Raw genomic sequence first — 15,510 nt, forward strand, 5'->3', positions numbered from 1 at the left:
CAGCCAGCACAACGGGATTCATTCTACCTTTTCACCGGGAAACTCTTTTCCCCGACTCCACCGGAATACGCTCCATGGCTATTGAACGCACTCTTTCCATTATCAAGCCCGACGCCGTCGCCAAAAACGTAATTGGCCAGATCGTGGCCCGCTTCGAGCAGGCTGGCCTGAAGGTCGTGGCAGCCCGTTTGCAGCAGCTTTCGCGCGACGAAGCCGAACGCTTTTACGCTGTGCACAAAGAGCGCCCCTTCTTCAAGGATCTCGTCGACTTCATGGTCTCGGGCCCTGTGTTTGTGCAAGTACTTGAAGGCGAGTCCGCCATTGCCAAAAATCGCGACCTCATGGGCGCCACCGATCCCAAAAAGGCTGCTGCCGGTACCATTCGTGCCGATTTTGCAGACAGCATCGACGCCAATGCCGTGCATGGCTCTGACGCGTCCGAAACCGCTGCGGTGGAAATCGCCTTCTTTTTCCCGCAAAGCAACGTTTTTAGCCGTTAATCCCGGCTAATTGGCCCCGGGGTTCCGGGGCCCTGGTTTTCACTGGTTAATTGTTCATGTCGACATCAGACACCGTCAATGTTCTGGACCTGGATCCTGCAGGCCTGGAATCCCTGGTTGCCCAATGGGGCGGCAAGCCTTTTCGTGCCCGTCAGTTATCCCAGTGGGTGCATCAGCGGGGTGTCGACCAATTCTCCGACATGAGCGATCTGGCCAAAGAATTTCGCAGTCAGCTGGACGCCCACTGTGTAGTCAAGGCTCCACCGCTCAACATCGAAAAGCGTTCTGCCGATGGCACACGCAAGTGGCTTTTCGATATGGGCGCGGGCAATGCCATCGAAACCGTTTTTATTCCCGAGGACGACCGCGGCACCCTGTGCATCTCCAGCCAGGCAGGTTGCACTGTTGCGTGCCCGTTTTGCTCCACGGGTTATCAGGGGTTCAGCCGCAACCTCAGCACCGCCGAAATCATCGGGCAGCTGTGGTACGCCAATCGTGCCCTCTACGAAGACCCCCAGGCCGCACGCCTTAACGGCCCTGCCGAAGACGCCCGGCGCGCCGTCAGCAATGTGGTCATGATGGGGATGGGCGAGCCCCTGCTGAACTACGATCAGGTGCTGGGTGCCTTGCGCCTGATGGTCAGCGACCACGCCTACGGGCTGTCGCGCCGTCGGGTCACGGTGTCTACGTCGGGCGTGGTGCCCATGATCGATCGCCTCGCCCAGGATTGCCCGGTTGCGCTGGCCGTGTCACTGCATGCGCCCAACGATACCCTGCGCGATCGCCTGGTGCCATTGAACCGCAAGTATCCTTTGGCGCAATTGCTGGATGCCTGCAACCGGTACCTCGATTACGCACCGCGTGATTTCATTACCTTCGAGTACATCATGCTTGACGGCGTCAATGATGCCGACGAGCAAGCCCAAGAACTCATCCAGCTGGCCCGTAATATCCGCTGTAAATTCAACCTGATCCCGTTCAACCCTTTCCCGCAGTCCGGCCTGAAACGCTCGCCAACTGCCCGCATCCGTCTATTTGCTCAGCAGCTGACAGACGCAGGGTTGGTGGTCACTGTGCGTAAAACCCGCGGTGATGATATTGATGCCGCGTGTGGCCAGCTGGCAGGCGAGGTCAAGGATCGTACCCGCATCAACGAGCGCCTGCCAGATCGCGCCCGCATCGTCATACGTAAAAAGGAGCATGGATGAGCGAATCACAACGCGATCTGCCCGAACTTTCTGGCCAGGCAGAGTCTGCCGACGTCCTGTCTGCCGGTACTGCGCTTCGCCAGTTGCGCGAGGCAAAGGGGCTTGGTCTGTCCGAGGTCTCGGCGCGCATCAAATACTCGGCCGTGCAGCTGGGATATCTTGAAGCCGGCGACTGGGCGCGATTGCCGTCCGGGGTGCCCTTGCGCGGCCTAGTGCGTAATTACGCGCGTTTCCTTGAGGCAGACGTTGATGCCGTGCTGGGTTTGCTGGATGATGAAGTCGGCTCTACCCGGCCGCAGCCGGTCGTTGGTCAGCAAGGTACCCGCCGCGTGCTGCAACCGGCCGATATCGTCCCGCGGGGCGAGCCGGCGCACCGTACGTGGGCATGGCTTTTTCTGCTTTTGATTTTGCTGGTGGTGGTTGGCTGGTATGCCATCAATCGGGGGTGGGTACCCGATCAATGGCTGATTTTTGATTGGTTGAGGGCCTTGCGTCCATGAGTTCAGAATCTTCAGGCACCGAACCCTCGGTCGCTTCACGTCGTCCAACACGAGGTGTTGCGGTACGTTGGGGTGATCACGTGGTTCAGGTGGGCGGAGATGCCCCGGTGGTGGTGCAGTCCATGACCAACACCGACACCGCAGATCCGCTGGCAACGGCCAGACAAGTGCGCGAGCTCTGGCAAGCAGGATCCGAGCTCGTGCGTGTTACTGTCAATACGCCCGAAGCTGCCGCCCAGGTGGCGGCATTGCGCAATCACCTGGACGGCATGAATGTGCCCGTCCCGCTGGTGGGCGATTTTCACTATAACGGGCACAAGCTGCTTACCCAGTTTCCCGATTGTGCTCAGGCACTGTCCAAATACCGTATCAATCCCGGCAATATGGGTGGCGGAAAGCGTCGCGATGACAATTTCGCCCAAATGATCGAAGTTGCCTGCCGCTACGAAAAGCCCATCCGGATAGGAGTCAACTGGGGTAGCCTGGATCACGAGCTGCTGGCGCGGATGATGGACGAAAACGCGGCGCGCCCCGATCCCTGGACAGCCAATGCGGTGATGCGTGAGGCGCTGGTCGTCTCGGCTATCAGCAATGCGCAGCGTGCAGAGCAGCTTGGCCTGCCAGGCAACGCCATTGTCCTGTCGTGCAAGGTCAGCCATGTCCAGGATCTGATCGCTGTCTACCAGGACCTGTCGAAACGCTGCGATTATCCCCTGCATCTGGGCCTCACCGAGGCCGGGATGGGCTCCAAGGGGATTGTCGCCTCTACGGCGGCGCTGGCCGTACTTTTGCAACAGGGTATTGGCGATACAATCCGTATTTCTCTTACCCCCGAGCCTGGCGGCGATCGCTGCCGCGAAGTCATCGTGGCACAAGAAATTTTGCAGACCATGGGCTTGCGGGCCTTTACCCCCATGGTGGTGGCGTGTCCCGGGTGCGGCCGCACCAGCAGCACGGTTTTCCAAGAGCTCGCGGCCAGTATCCAGGATTACCTGCGCACCCAGATGCCTGTCTGGAAAACTCGTTATCCGGGTGTGGAAACCATGAATGTCGCGGTGATGGGATGTGTCGTCAATGGCCCGGGCGAAAGCCGGCACGCGGATATCGGCATCAGCCTGCCGGGTACCGGAGAGGTGCCGGCTGCTCCGGTATATGTCGACGGCAAGCGTACCGTCACGCTCAAGGGCGATGCCATTGCGCAGGAATTCAAACAAATAGTGGCAGACTACGTGGCCAGGCGCTATGGGCAGCAGCAGGCCGCAGACGCCTCGGCTCATCGCCCCGGTGTTGTGCCGCGTCAAGCAGGTTGATGCATGTCCGAATTCAAGAAACTCGCCGGCCTGACCGGCATGAAAGATACTTTGCCGCCCGAGTCCTCTCGTTGGCAGCAGCTTGAAGCGTTGGTGCGACAGTGGCTGGCTGCGTATGGCTACCAAAACATGCGTACGCCGGTGCTTGAGCACACCCGGCTGTTTACCCGTGGCATCGGTGAAGTCACGGATATTGTCGAAAAAGAAATGTACTCTTTTGTCGACCCGCTAAACAATGAGCGGCTGACCATGCGCCCAGAGTTTACGGCAGGGGTTGTGCGCTCGGCCATTGAACACAATTTTTTGTACGACCGTCCGCGTCGCATTTACGCCATGGGGCCCGTGTTTCGTCACGAAAGGCCTCAACGTGGGCGCTACCGGCAGTTTCACCAAATCGACGTTGAAGCCCTGGGGTTTTCCGGGCCCGATGTCGATGCTGAACTGATCATCATGCTGGCGCGCCTGTGGCGCATGCTGGGGTTAAACGATATCCGCCTCGAGCTCAACTCGCTTGGCCAGGCCACCGAGAGAGCAGCGCACCGAGCGGCCTTGATTGAGCACCTGGAGCGCCACATCGACGTGCTGGACGAAGAGGCCCGCCGCCGCATGCACAGCAATCCGCTCAGGGTGCTGGATACCAAAAATCCCGCCATGCAGGAGATGGCCAATGCCGCACCGCGCCTGTTTGATTTTCTCGGACCAGAGTCTCGTGCGCATTACGCCGGATTGTGCGCCCGGCTGGACGATGCCGGTATTTCCTATACATTAAACCCGCGACTGGTTCGCGGGCTGGACTACTACAACCTCACTGTCTTCGAGTGGGTCACCGACCGCCTGGGCGCCCAAGGTACCGTATGTGGCGGTGGGCGCTATGATGGCCTCATCGAGCTGCTGGGCGGCAAGCCTGCACCGGCCGTGGGCTTCGCAATCGGCATGGAACGTTTGCTGGATCTCTGGCAGCAGGATGCCCCCCAGGAGGCCAGTGCCGAATGTCAGGTGTACATGGTGCATCAGGGGGATGCCGGCCAGCGCCAGGTGGTGCGTTTGGCAGAAGCGTTGCGGGATGCCGGGTTACAGGTACTTGTTCACGCAGGCTCCACTGGGTTTAAATCGCAGTTTCGCCGGGCGGATGCCAGCGGTGCTGCTGTGGCAATTATTGTTGGGGAAGATGAGCTCTCCTCGGGATGTGCAACGGTCAAATGGTTGCGGGCCCGACAAGACGACACCCCGACACAACAAGAATCAGTCGCGTTTGCTCAACTGGTTGATTATCTCAAGCAAAGGATCTAACGACAGGCATGGCATACGATCTCGAAGAACAGGAAAAAATTGACGCCCTGAAAGCATGGTGGGAGCGTTACGGCACCTTTTTGATGGTGCTGGTGCTGGCCATATTGGCAGCCTTTGCAGGCTGGCGCGGCTGGCAATGGTATAGCGGCCATCAGGCCGGCCAGGCCATGGGTTACTACGAAGCGCTCACCACAGCGGCCAGCCAGCCGGGTGAGGACTCTGTGGTGCGCATCAAGGCGGCCAGCGCAGCATTACGAGACGATTACGCCGATTCGGGCTATGCAGCCCGCGGTGTTCTGGTCGCTGCCTGGGCCTTGCAAGAACGCAAAGACCTCGACGGCGCACGAGAGCAGTTGCAGTGGCTGGCTCAAGATCACTCTGCGCCTGCACTCCAGGCAGTGGCGCGCTTGCGCCTAGCTGGCGTCTTATTGGCCCAGAAGCAGTATGCGGCCGCACAAGATCAGCTCAAGGGAGACATTCCTGCAGGCTTTGAAGGCTTGTATGCAGATCGCCGGGGTGATATCTATGCCGCCCAAGGAGACACAAAGCAGGCTGTCGAGGCCTGGCACCAGGCACTTAAGGTGTTTGGTGCCGATCCTGCTGCCCAGATTGTCCAGCTCAAAATCGATACCACCAACGGAGCCTGAGCCCCATGCGTATCCCTGTCCGTCTGTTTCGTGCAGCTGTCATCAGCATCGCGGCTGTGGGCCTGTCCGGTTGTGGCCTGTTTTCCAGCCACGACGCCCGGTTTGATCCGGCCGAGCTCACCGAGTACACCCCATCACTGTCAGTGAGTACACGGTGGTCCACCTCTATTGGCAGCGGCGGCGACTACGGCTTTGCTCCGCAGGTAGTGGGCGATACCGCCTATGCAGCAACGCCGTCTGGCTCGGTTGTTGCGCTTGATCTTGCCAGTGGTGCGGTACGCTGGCGTGTCGACGACAAGCCTTTGCAAGCAGGCGTGGGTAGCGATGGCAACACAACGGCTGTGGTTACCCGTGAGGGGGTTGTGGTGGCCTATGATGCCACCGGCCACGAGCGCTGGCGCAGCCAGGCTGCCAGTGCAGTCAATGTGCCACCCGCCGTAGGCAACGGAATTGTGGCCGTCCGCACCACGGATTACCGCATACAGGCTTTTGATGCGGCCTCGGGGAAATTACGCTGGAACATCCAGCGTCCGGGCCCCGCACTGGCCTTGCGCACCAGCATCCGGATGGCTGTGGCACCCAATCTGCTGATCGCCGGTATGCCCAACGGCCGTTTGTTGGTAATTGATACGGCCTCTGGTGCCGTGCGCTGGGAAGGCACCGTCGCTGCTTCCCGGGGGGCCTCCGATCTCGAGCGCATCAGCGATGTGGTTGGCCAGCCGATTACCATTGGCCCGCTTTTGTGCGGGGTAAGTTATCAGGGCCGTATCACCTGCTTCGACGTCTCGCAGGGGGGGCGCGCCGTCTGGTCGCAAGATATTTCGTCGGCCACCGGGATGGTTACCGACGGACAGCGGATCTATCTACCTGATCTGCGCGACCGTGTTCATGCGCTTGACCTGAAAGACGGTCACCAATACTGGAAGCAGGCAGCGTTGCTTAACCGCCGCTTGTCTGCGCCAGCTGTTATCAAGAATGTGGTGGTGGTTGGCGACTACCAGGGTTATCTGCATTTCCTGTCGCGTACCGATGGCGCCTTGCTGGCGCGCACCCAGATAGGTAGCGACCCCATCCAGTCTGCTTTGCTGGCCACCCCGCGTGGGGTTTTGGTTCAGACAAATAATGGCAATCTCTCCCTGGTAGGTGTCAGTGACTGACCTCCGATTCAAGCCTGTGGTGGCCCTTGTGGGGCGCACCAACGTGGGCAAATCAACGCTCTTCAATCGCCTGACGCGGTCGCGCGCGGCCTTGGTGGCCAATATTTCCGGTCTTACCCGTGATCGCCATTATGGCGAGGGCAGGATGGGGGATCAGCCCTTCATCGTGGTGGATACCGGGGGGTTTGAACCCGTCTCAACACGGGGGATTCTGGTGGAGATGGCGCGCCAGACAACGCAAGCCATTGCCGAGTCCGATGTCGTGTTGTTCCTGGTGGATGGTCGTGAAGGCATCAATGCCCACGATCACGAAATTGCGCGGCTGTTGCGCAAGTCCGGGCAACGGGTATTGCTGACTGTCAATAAAGCCGAAGGTATGCGAGATCACGCTGATCTCGCCCAGTTTCATGAGCTGGGCCTGGGCGAGCCGCATGCTATCTCTGCCGCGCATGGCGATGGCGTGTCTGCACTGGTTGATGATGCATTGGCACCTTTGTTGGTCGCCTCCAAGCCTCTCGACGATGAAAGCAGCGAGGCCGATCATGCTGCGGAGGGCGCTGCACAGACGCCTGATCACCGGATCAAGCTGGCGATTGCCGGACGGCCAAATGTTGGCAAGTCCACGCTCATCAATACCTTGGTCGGAGAAGAGCGGGTCATTGCCTATGATCTCCCCGGCACTACCCGGGACGCCATCGAGATCGAGTTCCAGCGCGGCGAGCGGCGCTATACCCTGATCGATACAGCCGGTTTGCGCCGGCGGGGCAAGGTCTTTGAAACAGTCGAAAAATTCTCGGTTATCAAAACGCTTCAGGCCATTGAGGCAGCCAATGTGGTGTTGCTGCTTATCGATGCGCAGGATGGAGTGTCAGACCAAGACGCCCACATCGCCGGCTTTGCACTCGAAGCGGGCCGGGCACTGGTGGTGGGTCTAAACAAGTGGGATGCGGTTACCCAAGAGCAACGAGAGTGGGTGCAGCGCGAGTACGATCGCAAATTGCGCTTTTTGTCGTTTGCGCGGGTTGTGCATATGTCGGCGCTCAAAGGGCAGGGTGTCAGCGCAGTGCTCAAGGCTGTCGAGGCGGCGCATGCCGCAGCGTTTGCCAAGCTGTCCACGCCCAAACTGACGCGTATTTTGCAAGCGGCCGTCGAACAGCAGCCGCCTCCACGCAAAGGTATTTTCCGGCCCAAGATGCGCTATGCCCACCAGGGCGGCCAAAACCCGCCACGCATCATCATCCATGGCAATGCACTGGATGCTGTGCCGGATTCCTATCGGCGCTACCTCGAGGGGCAGTTTCGTGATGCCTTCAAGCTTTTGGGTACGCCGCTCAGTGTCGAGTTCAAGTCTTCTCACAACCCCTACCTTAAGGACGCAGAGTCGTGAGTGCCCTCTGGAGTGATCACATCGCAGGGTTGGTGCCGTATGTTCCCGGCGAGCAGGCGCGCATCCCCAATTTGTTAAAGCTCAATACCAACGAGAACCCATATGGGCCTTCACCCAAGGCCTTGGCTGCCATGCAGGCGGCCATCTCTGATGCTCTCCGCCTTTACCCCGATTATCAGGCGCTGGGATTGCGTCGGGCAGTGGCTCGCCGTTTCCGGCTTGAGCCTGATCAGGTGTTTCTGGGCAATGGTTCCGACGAGATCCTGGCGCATGTGTTTAACGCGTTTTTCAGGCGCGGTGAGCGTGCGCTCTGGCTGCCCGATGTCACTTACAGCTTTTATCGTACCTATTGCCGATTTTACGATGTGCCCCATCGGCTGATCCCGCTGGCAGACGACTTTACGCTGCGGATTGGGGATTACACTGGAGACACAGATCAGGAACCTGCCGGGATTATCTTTGCCAACCCGAATGCGCCCACCGGGTGTGCCCTGGATCTCGGATCGATTGCCGCCATTGCACAGGCACGGCGGGATTGCGCCGTGGTGATCGACGAAGCCTATGTGGATTTTGGGGCAGAGTCTGCCGCCTCCCTGCTGGGACGTTATCCCAATCTGGTGGTGGTTCACACTTTGTCAAAATCACGCTCTTTGGCCGGCTTGAGGGTTGGGTACGCCTTGGCGTCCACCGAGCTCATCAACGGGCTGTTGCGGGTAAAGGATAGTTTCAACTCGTATCCGCTTGATCAGGTGGCCCTGGCAGGCGCCCAGGCGGCCATCGAAGACGAGGCCTGGTTCGAGCAAACCTGCCAGGCCGTCGTGCAATCGCGTGAAAAACTTTCGACAGAGCTGCAGGCCTTGGGCTTTAGTGTTTTGCCGTCCAGCACAAATTTTGTGTTTGCACGGCATCGTAGCCAGGACGCGGTCGTGATTGCCCGTCGTTTGCGGGATCACGGGATTTTGGTGCGGCATTTTCAGGCACCACGGATCAATGATTACCTGCGCATTACAGTGGGGACGCCAGAACAATGCCAACGCTTGTGTGATACGCTCAAGGGTATTCTGTCGGATTAATCCGCAGACGTTTCCTTGGTGTGCCGGGCAAGCGTGCTGCGGTGCACGATTGGCATTAAAATACACGGCCGGACCGCTCTGCCATACGCCTTCCGGCGACACAGAGCATCCTAATCATAACTTCAATAACCGGAGCCCCCGTCCATGAGCAATAAAGGTCAAATTCTTCAAGACCCATTCCTCAATGCCTTGCGCAAGGACCACATTCCTGTCTCTATCTATCTGGTCAATGGCATCAAGCTGCAAGGCCAGGTCGAATCCTTCGATCAGTATGTTGTGTTGTTGCGCAATACCGTCACGCAGATGGTGTACAAGCACGCGATTTCTACCGTGGTTCCAGCCCGGCCGGTTTCTTTTCAGGTGGACGACTCTGCTGAATAACGCCCAGAGCAAACACACTGCTTTTCAGCCCGCCGTGCCTGTGGCATTGGCGGGTCTTCGTTTTGGGGTGTGGGCAGGCACGGCCATTCAGCCCGCTGCCTGGGGGTGTGCATGATCGCGCTGGTCATCAGCGTCGATCTCGGTGAGTCCGACTACACGGCGCATGCTGAGGAATTTCTCATGCTGGCCCGAGGGGCGGGTGCAGAGATCGTCGAAGTGCTGTCCGTACGGCGCAGCCGGCCGGATGCTGCAGGCTTTATTGGCTCCGGAAAAATCGAAGAGGCAGCTGCTTTGGTCAAGGCAACGGGTGCCGAGGTCGTCCTGTTCGACCAACCTCTCAGCCCAGCCCAGCAGCGCAACCTCGAGCGCCACTTCGAGGTTCGGGTGGTCGATCGCGTGGCCCTGATCCTGGACATTTTCGCGCTACGAGCCCACAGCCATGAGGGCAAGTTGCAGGTTGAGCTCGCCCAGCTTCAGCATTTGTCCACCCGCCTTACCCGCATGTGGACTCACCTCGAACGCCAAAGTGGCGGCATCGGGGTGCGCGGGCCGGGTGAGTCCCAACTCGAAACTGACCGACGCCTGATCGGGGCGCGTGTGCGGGCCTTGCGAGACCGCCTTGATCGCGTTCAGCGCCAACGTCTGACCCAGCGGCGGGCGCGCCAGCGTGGGCAGACCTTGTCGGTATCCCTGGTGGGTTATACCAATGCAGGGAAATCCACCTTGTTCAATGCCCTGACGCGGGCAGATGCCTATGCGGCAGATCAATTGTTTGCGACACTGGATACCACAACTCGCAAAGTCTGGATTGAAGGTGCGGGCCAGGTTGTGGTGTCTGATACGGTTGGGTTTATTCGCTCTTTGCCGCCCACCCTGATCGCGGCATTCCGGGCGACACTCGAGGAAACCGTGCATGCTGATTTATTGCTGCATGTCATCGACGCCGCCAGCCCGCAACGCGACGAGCAGGCGTTCGAGGTCAATAAGGTTTTAAAAGATATTGGTGCGGATGATATTCCGCAGATTTTGGTTTACAACAAAATCGATGCTGCGGGATATGAACCGCGGGTCGAAAGAAACGAACATGGTACGATTGCGCGAGTCTTTGTCAGTGCGCTGCAACGAAGCGGGCTGGATGGTTTGCGGCAATCGATTGCCGAGTTTGGGGGGTCAACGGGAAACAATGCGTGGAATGAAACTGTTCAACCTGAATGATCCGGGCTGGGGGCGCGGTCAGCAAAATCAGGATAACACCCCACCAGAAAAACCTAATTCGGCGGGTGGTCCACCTGATCTGGATGAAGTCTGGCGTGATTTTAATAAACGCCTGTCCGGGCTGTTTGGTCGCCGTGGCGGAGGCGGTGGGCCGCGTCGCCCATCGGGCGGTGGCTTGCCATCGTTGCCGGGGCCGTCACCCAAATTTGTTCTGCTGGTGATTATTGCCGCCATTTTGCTCTGGTTGGCCAGTGGCTTCATGATTGTGCAAGAAGGCCAGGTGGCGGTAGTTACCCGGTTTGGCAAGTATGTGCATACGTTTAGCCCGGGCTTGCAATGGCGCTGGCCGTCACCCATCGAAAACTCCCAGGATGTCAATATCGCCCAACTGCGGACATTCGAAGTCGGTTTTCGTGGGTCGTCGCGCAATAAGGTACTGTCCGAATCCCTTATGCTGACCAACGACGAAAACATCGTCGATGTGCAGTTTGTGGTGCAGTATCGGTTGCGGGCAGATGGCGCGCCTGCCTATCTGTTTAACACCAGCCAACCCGACGAGTCTGTCCGCCAGGCTGCCGAAACCGCGATGCGCGAAATCGTTGGCCGCAAGCCCATGGACTTCGTGCTGTACTCCGGGCGTACCGAAGTTGCCACCGAGGTCCAGGAACTGGCACAAAGCATTCTTGATCGCTATGAAACCGGGATCCAGATTTCAACCGTTGCTATTCAAAACGTTCAGCCGCCCGAGCAGGTTCAGGCTGCTTTTGATGATGCCGTGAAGGCAGGCCAGGATCGTGAACGCCAGATCAACGAAGGTAATGCGTACGCCAGCAAGGTGCTGCCCGAAGCCGAAGGCCAGGCGGCCCGGATGATCCAGGAATCCGAGGGCTACAGTGCCAAGGTGATTGGCGAAGCACAAGGTAATACGTCGCGTTTTGACAGCATTGCCACCGAATACGCCAAGGCACCAGACATCACCCGAGATCGTATCTATCTTGAAACCATGCAAGATATCCTCAGCGATACAGCCAAGGTCATGATTGATGCGCCTGTGGGCAATAACATGCTGTATTTGCCCCTCGACAAGATCATGAACCAGGTGGGCTCAGGCAAAGGTGGTTCCTCCAGTTCAGGCAGCGGCGACGCGGGCTCAAGCTCCTCCAGCAGCTCTACTGTCAGTGCGGCAGCTTCTGCTCAGGCAAGTTCCAGCAAGGGGTCTTCGTCCGGCCCGGCATCCTCTACCCGGGGATCCGTGCCTTCCGGCCTGAACGGCCTGATGAGCAGCCCGTACTCAAACTAGGAGCTTATTGATGCAACGCTTTTTTCCTGCCCTGGTTGGTCTGGTTGTCGTGGTGGCTATCTTGTCATCCAGCCTGTTTGTGGTGCGCGAGCGCGATTCGGCCCTGCTGTTTGCGCTGGGCGAAGTGCGAGAAACCATCACAGAACCCGGCCTCTACTTTAAATACCCGCCACCCTTCGAAAACGTGGTTTACCTCGACAAACGGCTTCAGACCATCGAAAGCCGTGATCCCGAGCGTATTCAGACCGCCGAGAAAAAGAACCTGCTGATCGATTCTTTTGTGAAATGGCGTATTGCAGACCCGCGCCTTTACTACGTTACCTTCGGGGCCAATAGCGGCGCCGCTGTCGAACGTCTCCAGGCCCAGATCCGCGATGCCCTGAACGCAGCGGTTAACGTGCGGACAGTCAAGCAGGTGGTTTCCAGCGATCGGGACACCATCATGAAAGAAATCCAGAATTCGGTGGCTCAAAGGGCCAAGCCGCTGGGGGTGGATGTCGTGGATGTACGCTTGCGCCGGATTGATTTCGCGCCAGAGATCTCCGAGTCTGTCTATCGCCGTATGGAGGCTGAACGCAAACAGGAGGCCAACCGTCTGCGCGCCAGTGGTGCAGCCGACAGCGAGCGTATCCGTGCCGAAGCCGATCGCAAGCGCCAGGAGGTTTTGGCGCGTGCATATGCAGAATCCCAAGCCAAGCGAGGCGAGGGTGATGCAACCGCAGCGGCCATTTACGCCCGCTCGTATGGGCAGAACCCCGAGTTCTATCGCTTCTACAAGAGCCTGGATGCTTATAGATCTGCATTCTCGGGTAACGGCAGCACCTTGGTTCTGAGCCCTGATTCAGACTTCTTCCGCTACTGGGACAACGCACGGGGCACGCCTCCGGCCGCCCCCGCGCATTAAATTCCACTAGCCAACCCGGCCTCGGCCCCTTGTTTTCGGGGTTCTGGCCGGGTTGATTCGTGCCGGATCTGATTTTGGAATAAACACACCATGATTTCAAACTGGCTGTTGCCGGAAAATCTGTCGGATATCCTGCCGGCCGAGGCGCGGCGTATCGAAGAACTGCGCCGCGAACTCCTCGATCTTTATCGTACCTACGGCTTTGAACTGGTTGCACCGCCGATGGTCGAGTACCTGGATTCCTTGATGTTGGCAGATGATGAGGGCCTGCGCCTGCGCACCTGCAAGCTGGTGGATCAGCTATCCGGGCTTACTATGGGTGTGCGGGCTGATATTACCGTGCAAGTCTCCCGTATTGATGCCCATCTTCTGAATCGCCCGGGTGTGACGCGGCTTTGTTATTGCGGGCCAGTGGTGCATGCGCGGCCTTCAGGGCTGATGTCTGACCGCGAGCTGCTGCAGATCGGCGCCGAAATTTTTGGCCATGCCGGCGTGCAGTCGGATATCGAGGCCGTGCAATTGGCCCTGGCTTCGGTGCGCCGGGCCGGTGTTCAACAACCCCGACTCGATCTCAATCACCCCGGTGTGGGGCGTGCGCTGGTGGATGCCGATCCCGCGCTGGCCGAGGTATCAGACGAGATCTACGACCTGCTCAGTGCCAAGGATGTGCCAGGGCTCGAAGCTTTGTGCGACCAGCAAGGCGCACGTCCAGAAACCCGGCAGGCGCTTCGCACGCTGACCACCCTGTACGGTGATTTGCAGACGGTGCAACGGGCCCGGCAATGTCTGCCGGCGCTGCCTCCCATCCATGCGGCACTGGACGCCTTGCAAACATTGTGTGATGCGCTGGCAGAGGCCACGATTGCAATCGACCTTGCGGACATGGGTGGCAGTTATGGCTATCACTCGGGGGTGGTGTTTTCGATTTACGCGGCCGGCTGGCATGACGCGATTGTCAGGGGCGGACGCTATGATGGTATTGGGCGAAAATTTGGGCGCTCGCGGCCGGCTACTGGCTTCAGCCTCGATCTTCGCAAGTTGTCGGCAGGCTTGCCGGATGCGCGTCAGGCTCAGGCCGTTCGTGCACCTTGGTCGGATGATCCTGCGCTCGCGCAGGCGGTAGCCAAGCTGCGCAGCGGCGGGCAGATTGTGATCCAGAGCCTGCCAGGAGAACCTCAGCAGTTCGACGAATTCAGCGTCGATCAAGAGCTGGTTTTAGTGGATGGCAAGTGGGTTCTGCGAACCCTCGCCGTCTGATGGTATAAACTTATTCGTTTCGCAAGGTGACATGGTGTCGCCACAGTCAGGGCTTATGAGCAAGAACATCGTCGTGATCGGCACCCAGTGGGGTGACGAAGGCAAGGGCAAAATCGTGGATTGGCTCGCAGAGTCTGCCCAGGGCGTCGTGCGCTTCCAGGGGGGGCACAATGCCGGCCACACTTTGTGGATCAATGGTAAAAAAACCATTCTGCGGTTGATCCCTTCCGGAATCATGCACCCACACGTTACCTGCTACATCGGCAATGGGGTTGTGCTGTCGCCAGAAGCCTTGCTCGGCGAGATCGCCGAACTCGAAGCGGCCGGGCTGGAAGTGCGTTCCCGCCTGCAGATTTCTGCGGCCTGCCCGCTGATTTTGCCTTACCACGTGGCGCTGGATCAGGCCCGCGAGGCCCGCAAGGGCGAGGGCAAGATTGGTACCACTGGCCGTGGCATTGGCCCGGCCTACGAAGACAAGGTTGCCCGTCGCGCGCTGCGTGTCCAGGATCTCTATGATCCCGCTGTGTTTGACGAAAAGCTGGCCGAAGTCCTGGATTATCACAACTTTGTGCTTACCCAGTACCTGGGTGCCAAGGCGGTTGAAGCCAGTGCCGTGCGGGATCAGGTCATGGCGCTCGCCCGCCAGATCGAGCCCATGGTGGCCGATGTCTCCAGCAACATTTATGTTGCGCGCAGGGCAGGGCACAACTTGCTCTTCGAGGGTGCACAAGGCACTTTGCTGGATATCGATCACGGAACCTACCCGTTTGTCACCAGCAGCAATTGTGTTGCAGGTGCCGCTGCAGCGGGTACGGGTGTTGGTCCGCAGGCACTGGATTATGTGCTGGGTATCGCCAAGGCCTACACCACACGGGTGGGCTCCGGCCCATTCCCCACAGAGCTGCTGGATGATACAGGTCTGCGTCTCGCTACGGTGGGCAAAGAATTCGGTTCCGTTACGGGCCGTCCGCGCCGCTGCGGCTGGTTTGATGGCGCTGCCATGAAACGCTCGGTCATGATCAACGGCTTAACCGGCCTGTGCATCACCAAGCTGGATGTGCTCGACGGCGTCGAACAGATCAAGATCGGTGTGGGCTATCGTTACAAGGGGCAGTTCCTCGACGTGCTCCCCTACGGCGCGCACGCAGCCGCCGAGGCCGAGCCTGTCCTCGAAGAAATGGCCGGCTGGACGGAATCCACCGTGGGTATCACCGAGTACGACAAGCTGCCGGTCAATGCCCGCCGCTACCTCGAGCGCATTGCCGAGGTGTGCGATGTACCCATTGACATGGTTTCCACAGGCCCCGACCGGCTGGAAACCATCGTGTTGCGTCATCCGTTTCAAGGTTGATGCGTTAGGCAAAACCGCAAGGCAACTTGC

15 protein-coding genes are annotated in these 15,510 nt (G+C 59.0%); all 15 read left to right on the forward strand.

The genetic code is table 11. The annotated features are described in order from the left end of the window. Nucleotides 1–74: 74 nt before the first annotated feature. Complete coding sequence (gene ndk / locus ABS758_RS12280) at nucleotides 75–500, forward strand: nucleoside-diphosphate kinase (protein WP_350383272.1); 426 nt, start codon at nucleotides 75–77, stop codon at nucleotides 498–500. A 56-nt stretch (nucleotides 501–556) separates the two neighbouring features. Next, nucleotides 557–1,708 (forward strand): dual-specificity RNA methyltransferase RlmN, encoded by a 1,152-nt coding sequence (gene rlmN, locus ABS758_RS12285; RefSeq protein ID WP_350383270.1) that lies wholly within the window; start codon nucleotides 557–559, stop codon nucleotides 1,706–1,708. Next, nucleotides 1,705–2,208 carry a helix-turn-helix domain-containing protein gene (locus ABS758_RS12290; protein ID WP_350383267.1) on the forward strand — a complete coding sequence of 168 codons (504 nt, stop codon included), beginning with the start codon at nucleotides 1,705–1,707 and terminating at the stop codon, nucleotides 2,206–2,208. Before rlmN ends, ABS758_RS12290 begins: the two co-directional genes overlap by 4 nt. Beyond that, nucleotides 2,205–3,518, forward strand: coding sequence for a flavodoxin-dependent (E)-4-hydroxy-3-methylbut-2-enyl-diphosphate synthase (gene ispG / locus ABS758_RS12295; protein ID WP_350383265.1), 1,314 nt, complete (start codon nucleotides 2,205–2,207; stop codon nucleotides 3,516–3,518). The genes ABS758_RS12290 and ispG overlap by 4 nt, the downstream gene beginning before the upstream one ends. Nucleotides 3,519–3,521: 3 nt before the next feature. Next, on the forward strand, nucleotides 3,522–4,808 hold the full coding sequence (gene hisS / locus ABS758_RS12300; RefSeq protein ID WP_350383263.1) for a histidine--tRNA ligase: 1,287 nt from the start codon (nucleotides 3,522–3,524) through the stop codon (nucleotides 4,806–4,808). An 8-nt stretch (nucleotides 4,809–4,816) separates the two neighbouring features. Then, the gene (locus ABS758_RS12305) at nucleotides 4,817–5,455 is read left to right on the forward strand and encodes a YfgM family protein (RefSeq protein ID WP_350383262.1); all 639 of its coding nucleotides are present in this window, start codon (nucleotides 4,817–4,819) and stop codon (nucleotides 5,453–5,455) included. 5 nt (nucleotides 5,456–5,460) lie between these two features. Then, nucleotides 5,461–6,612 (forward strand): outer membrane protein assembly factor BamB, encoded by a 1,152-nt coding sequence (bamB, locus tag ABS758_RS12310; protein WP_350383261.1) that lies wholly within the window; start codon nucleotides 5,461–5,463, stop codon nucleotides 6,610–6,612. Then, a complete protein-coding gene (gene der / locus ABS758_RS12315) occupies nucleotides 6,605–7,999 on the forward strand; it encodes a ribosome biogenesis GTPase Der (RefSeq protein ID WP_350383260.1) in 1,395 nt (464 codons plus the stop codon). Before bamB ends, der begins: the two co-directional genes overlap by 8 nt. Further along, entirely contained in the window at nucleotides 7,996–9,072 is a 1,077-nt protein-coding gene (gene hisC / locus ABS758_RS12320) for a histidinol-phosphate transaminase (RefSeq protein ID WP_350383258.1), read from the forward strand. The genes der and hisC overlap by 4 nt, the downstream gene beginning before the upstream one ends. A 144-nt stretch (nucleotides 9,073–9,216) precedes the next feature. Further along, nucleotides 9,217–9,453 carry an RNA chaperone Hfq gene (hfq, locus tag ABS758_RS12325; protein ID WP_350383256.1) on the forward strand — a complete coding sequence of 79 codons (237 nt, stop codon included), beginning with the start codon at nucleotides 9,217–9,219 and terminating at the stop codon, nucleotides 9,451–9,453. Between the two features lie 111 nt (nucleotides 9,454–9,564). Next, complete coding sequence (gene hflX / locus ABS758_RS12330; RefSeq protein ID WP_350383254.1) at nucleotides 9,565–10,668, forward strand: GTPase HflX; 1,104 nt, start codon at nucleotides 9,565–9,567, stop codon at nucleotides 10,666–10,668. Continuing rightward, nucleotides 10,646–11,968, forward strand: a complete 1,323-nt coding sequence (gene hflK, locus ABS758_RS12335) for an FtsH protease activity modulator HflK (protein ID WP_417252465.1) — start codon at nucleotides 10,646–10,648, stop codon at nucleotides 11,966–11,968. Before hflX ends, hflK begins: the two co-directional genes overlap by 23 nt. A 10-nt stretch (nucleotides 11,969–11,978) precedes the next feature. Beyond that, the gene (gene hflC, locus ABS758_RS12340) at nucleotides 11,979–12,872 is read left to right on the forward strand and encodes a protease modulator HflC (RefSeq protein WP_350383249.1); all 894 of its coding nucleotides are present in this window, start codon (nucleotides 11,979–11,981) and stop codon (nucleotides 12,870–12,872) included. A gap of 93 nt (nucleotides 12,873–12,965) precedes the next feature. Further along, nucleotides 12,966–14,129 carry an ATP phosphoribosyltransferase regulatory subunit gene (locus tag ABS758_RS12345; protein ID WP_350383329.1) on the forward strand — a complete coding sequence of 388 codons (1,164 nt, stop codon included), beginning with the start codon at nucleotides 12,966–12,968 and terminating at the stop codon, nucleotides 14,127–14,129. 55 nt (nucleotides 14,130–14,184) lie between these two features. Then, nucleotides 14,185–15,480, forward strand: coding sequence for an adenylosuccinate synthase (locus ABS758_RS12350; RefSeq protein WP_350383247.1), 1,296 nt, complete (start codon nucleotides 14,185–14,187; stop codon nucleotides 15,478–15,480). The last annotated feature ends 30 nt before the right edge of the window (nucleotides 15,481–15,510 follow it).

Origin of the sequence: Castellaniella sp. FW104-7C03 (assembly GCF_040276085.1) — a bacterium.
Classification (GTDB): Bacteria; Pseudomonadota; Gammaproteobacteria; order Burkholderiales; family Burkholderiaceae_B; genus Castellaniella.

What these genes read in the sequence shown, in the direction of transcription:
- ndk (WP_350383272.1), top strand. Translation starts at nt 75, where the DNA reads ATGGCTATTGAACGCACTCTTTCCATTATCAAGCCCGACGCCGTCGCC.
- rlmN (WP_350383270.1), top strand. Translation starts at nt 557, where the DNA reads ATGTCGACATCAGACACCGTCAATGTTCTGGACCTGGATCCTGCAGGC.
- ABS758_RS12290 (WP_350383267.1), top strand. Translation starts at nt 1,705, where the DNA reads ATGAGCGAATCACAACGCGATCTGCCCGAACTTTCTGGCCAGGCAGAG.
- ispG (WP_350383265.1), top strand. Translation starts at nt 2,205, where the DNA reads ATGAGTTCAGAATCTTCAGGCACCGAACCCTCGGTCGCTTCACGTCGT.
- hisS (WP_350383263.1), top strand. Translation starts at nt 3,522, where the DNA reads ATGTCCGAATTCAAGAAACTCGCCGGCCTGACCGGCATGAAAGATACT.
- ABS758_RS12305 (WP_350383262.1), top strand. Translation starts at nt 4,817, where the DNA reads ATGGCATACGATCTCGAAGAACAGGAAAAAATTGACGCCCTGAAAGCA.
- bamB (WP_350383261.1), top strand. Translation starts at nt 5,461, where the DNA reads ATGCGTATCCCTGTCCGTCTGTTTCGTGCAGCTGTCATCAGCATCGCG.
- hfq (WP_350383256.1), top strand. Translation starts at nt 9,217, where the DNA reads ATGAGCAATAAAGGTCAAATTCTTCAAGACCCATTCCTCAATGCCTTG.
- hflX (WP_350383254.1), top strand. Translation starts at nt 9,565, where the DNA reads ATGATCGCGCTGGTCATCAGCGTCGATCTCGGTGAGTCCGACTACACG.
- hflK (WP_417252465.1), top strand. Translation starts at nt 10,646, where the DNA reads ATGAAACTGTTCAACCTGAATGATCCGGGCTGGGGGCGCGGTCAGCAA.
- hflC (WP_350383249.1), top strand. Translation starts at nt 11,979, where the DNA reads ATGCAACGCTTTTTTCCTGCCCTGGTTGGTCTGGTTGTCGTGGTGGCT.
- ABS758_RS12350 (WP_350383247.1), top strand. Translation starts at nt 14,185, where the DNA reads ATGAGCAAGAACATCGTCGTGATCGGCACCCAGTGGGGTGACGAAGGC.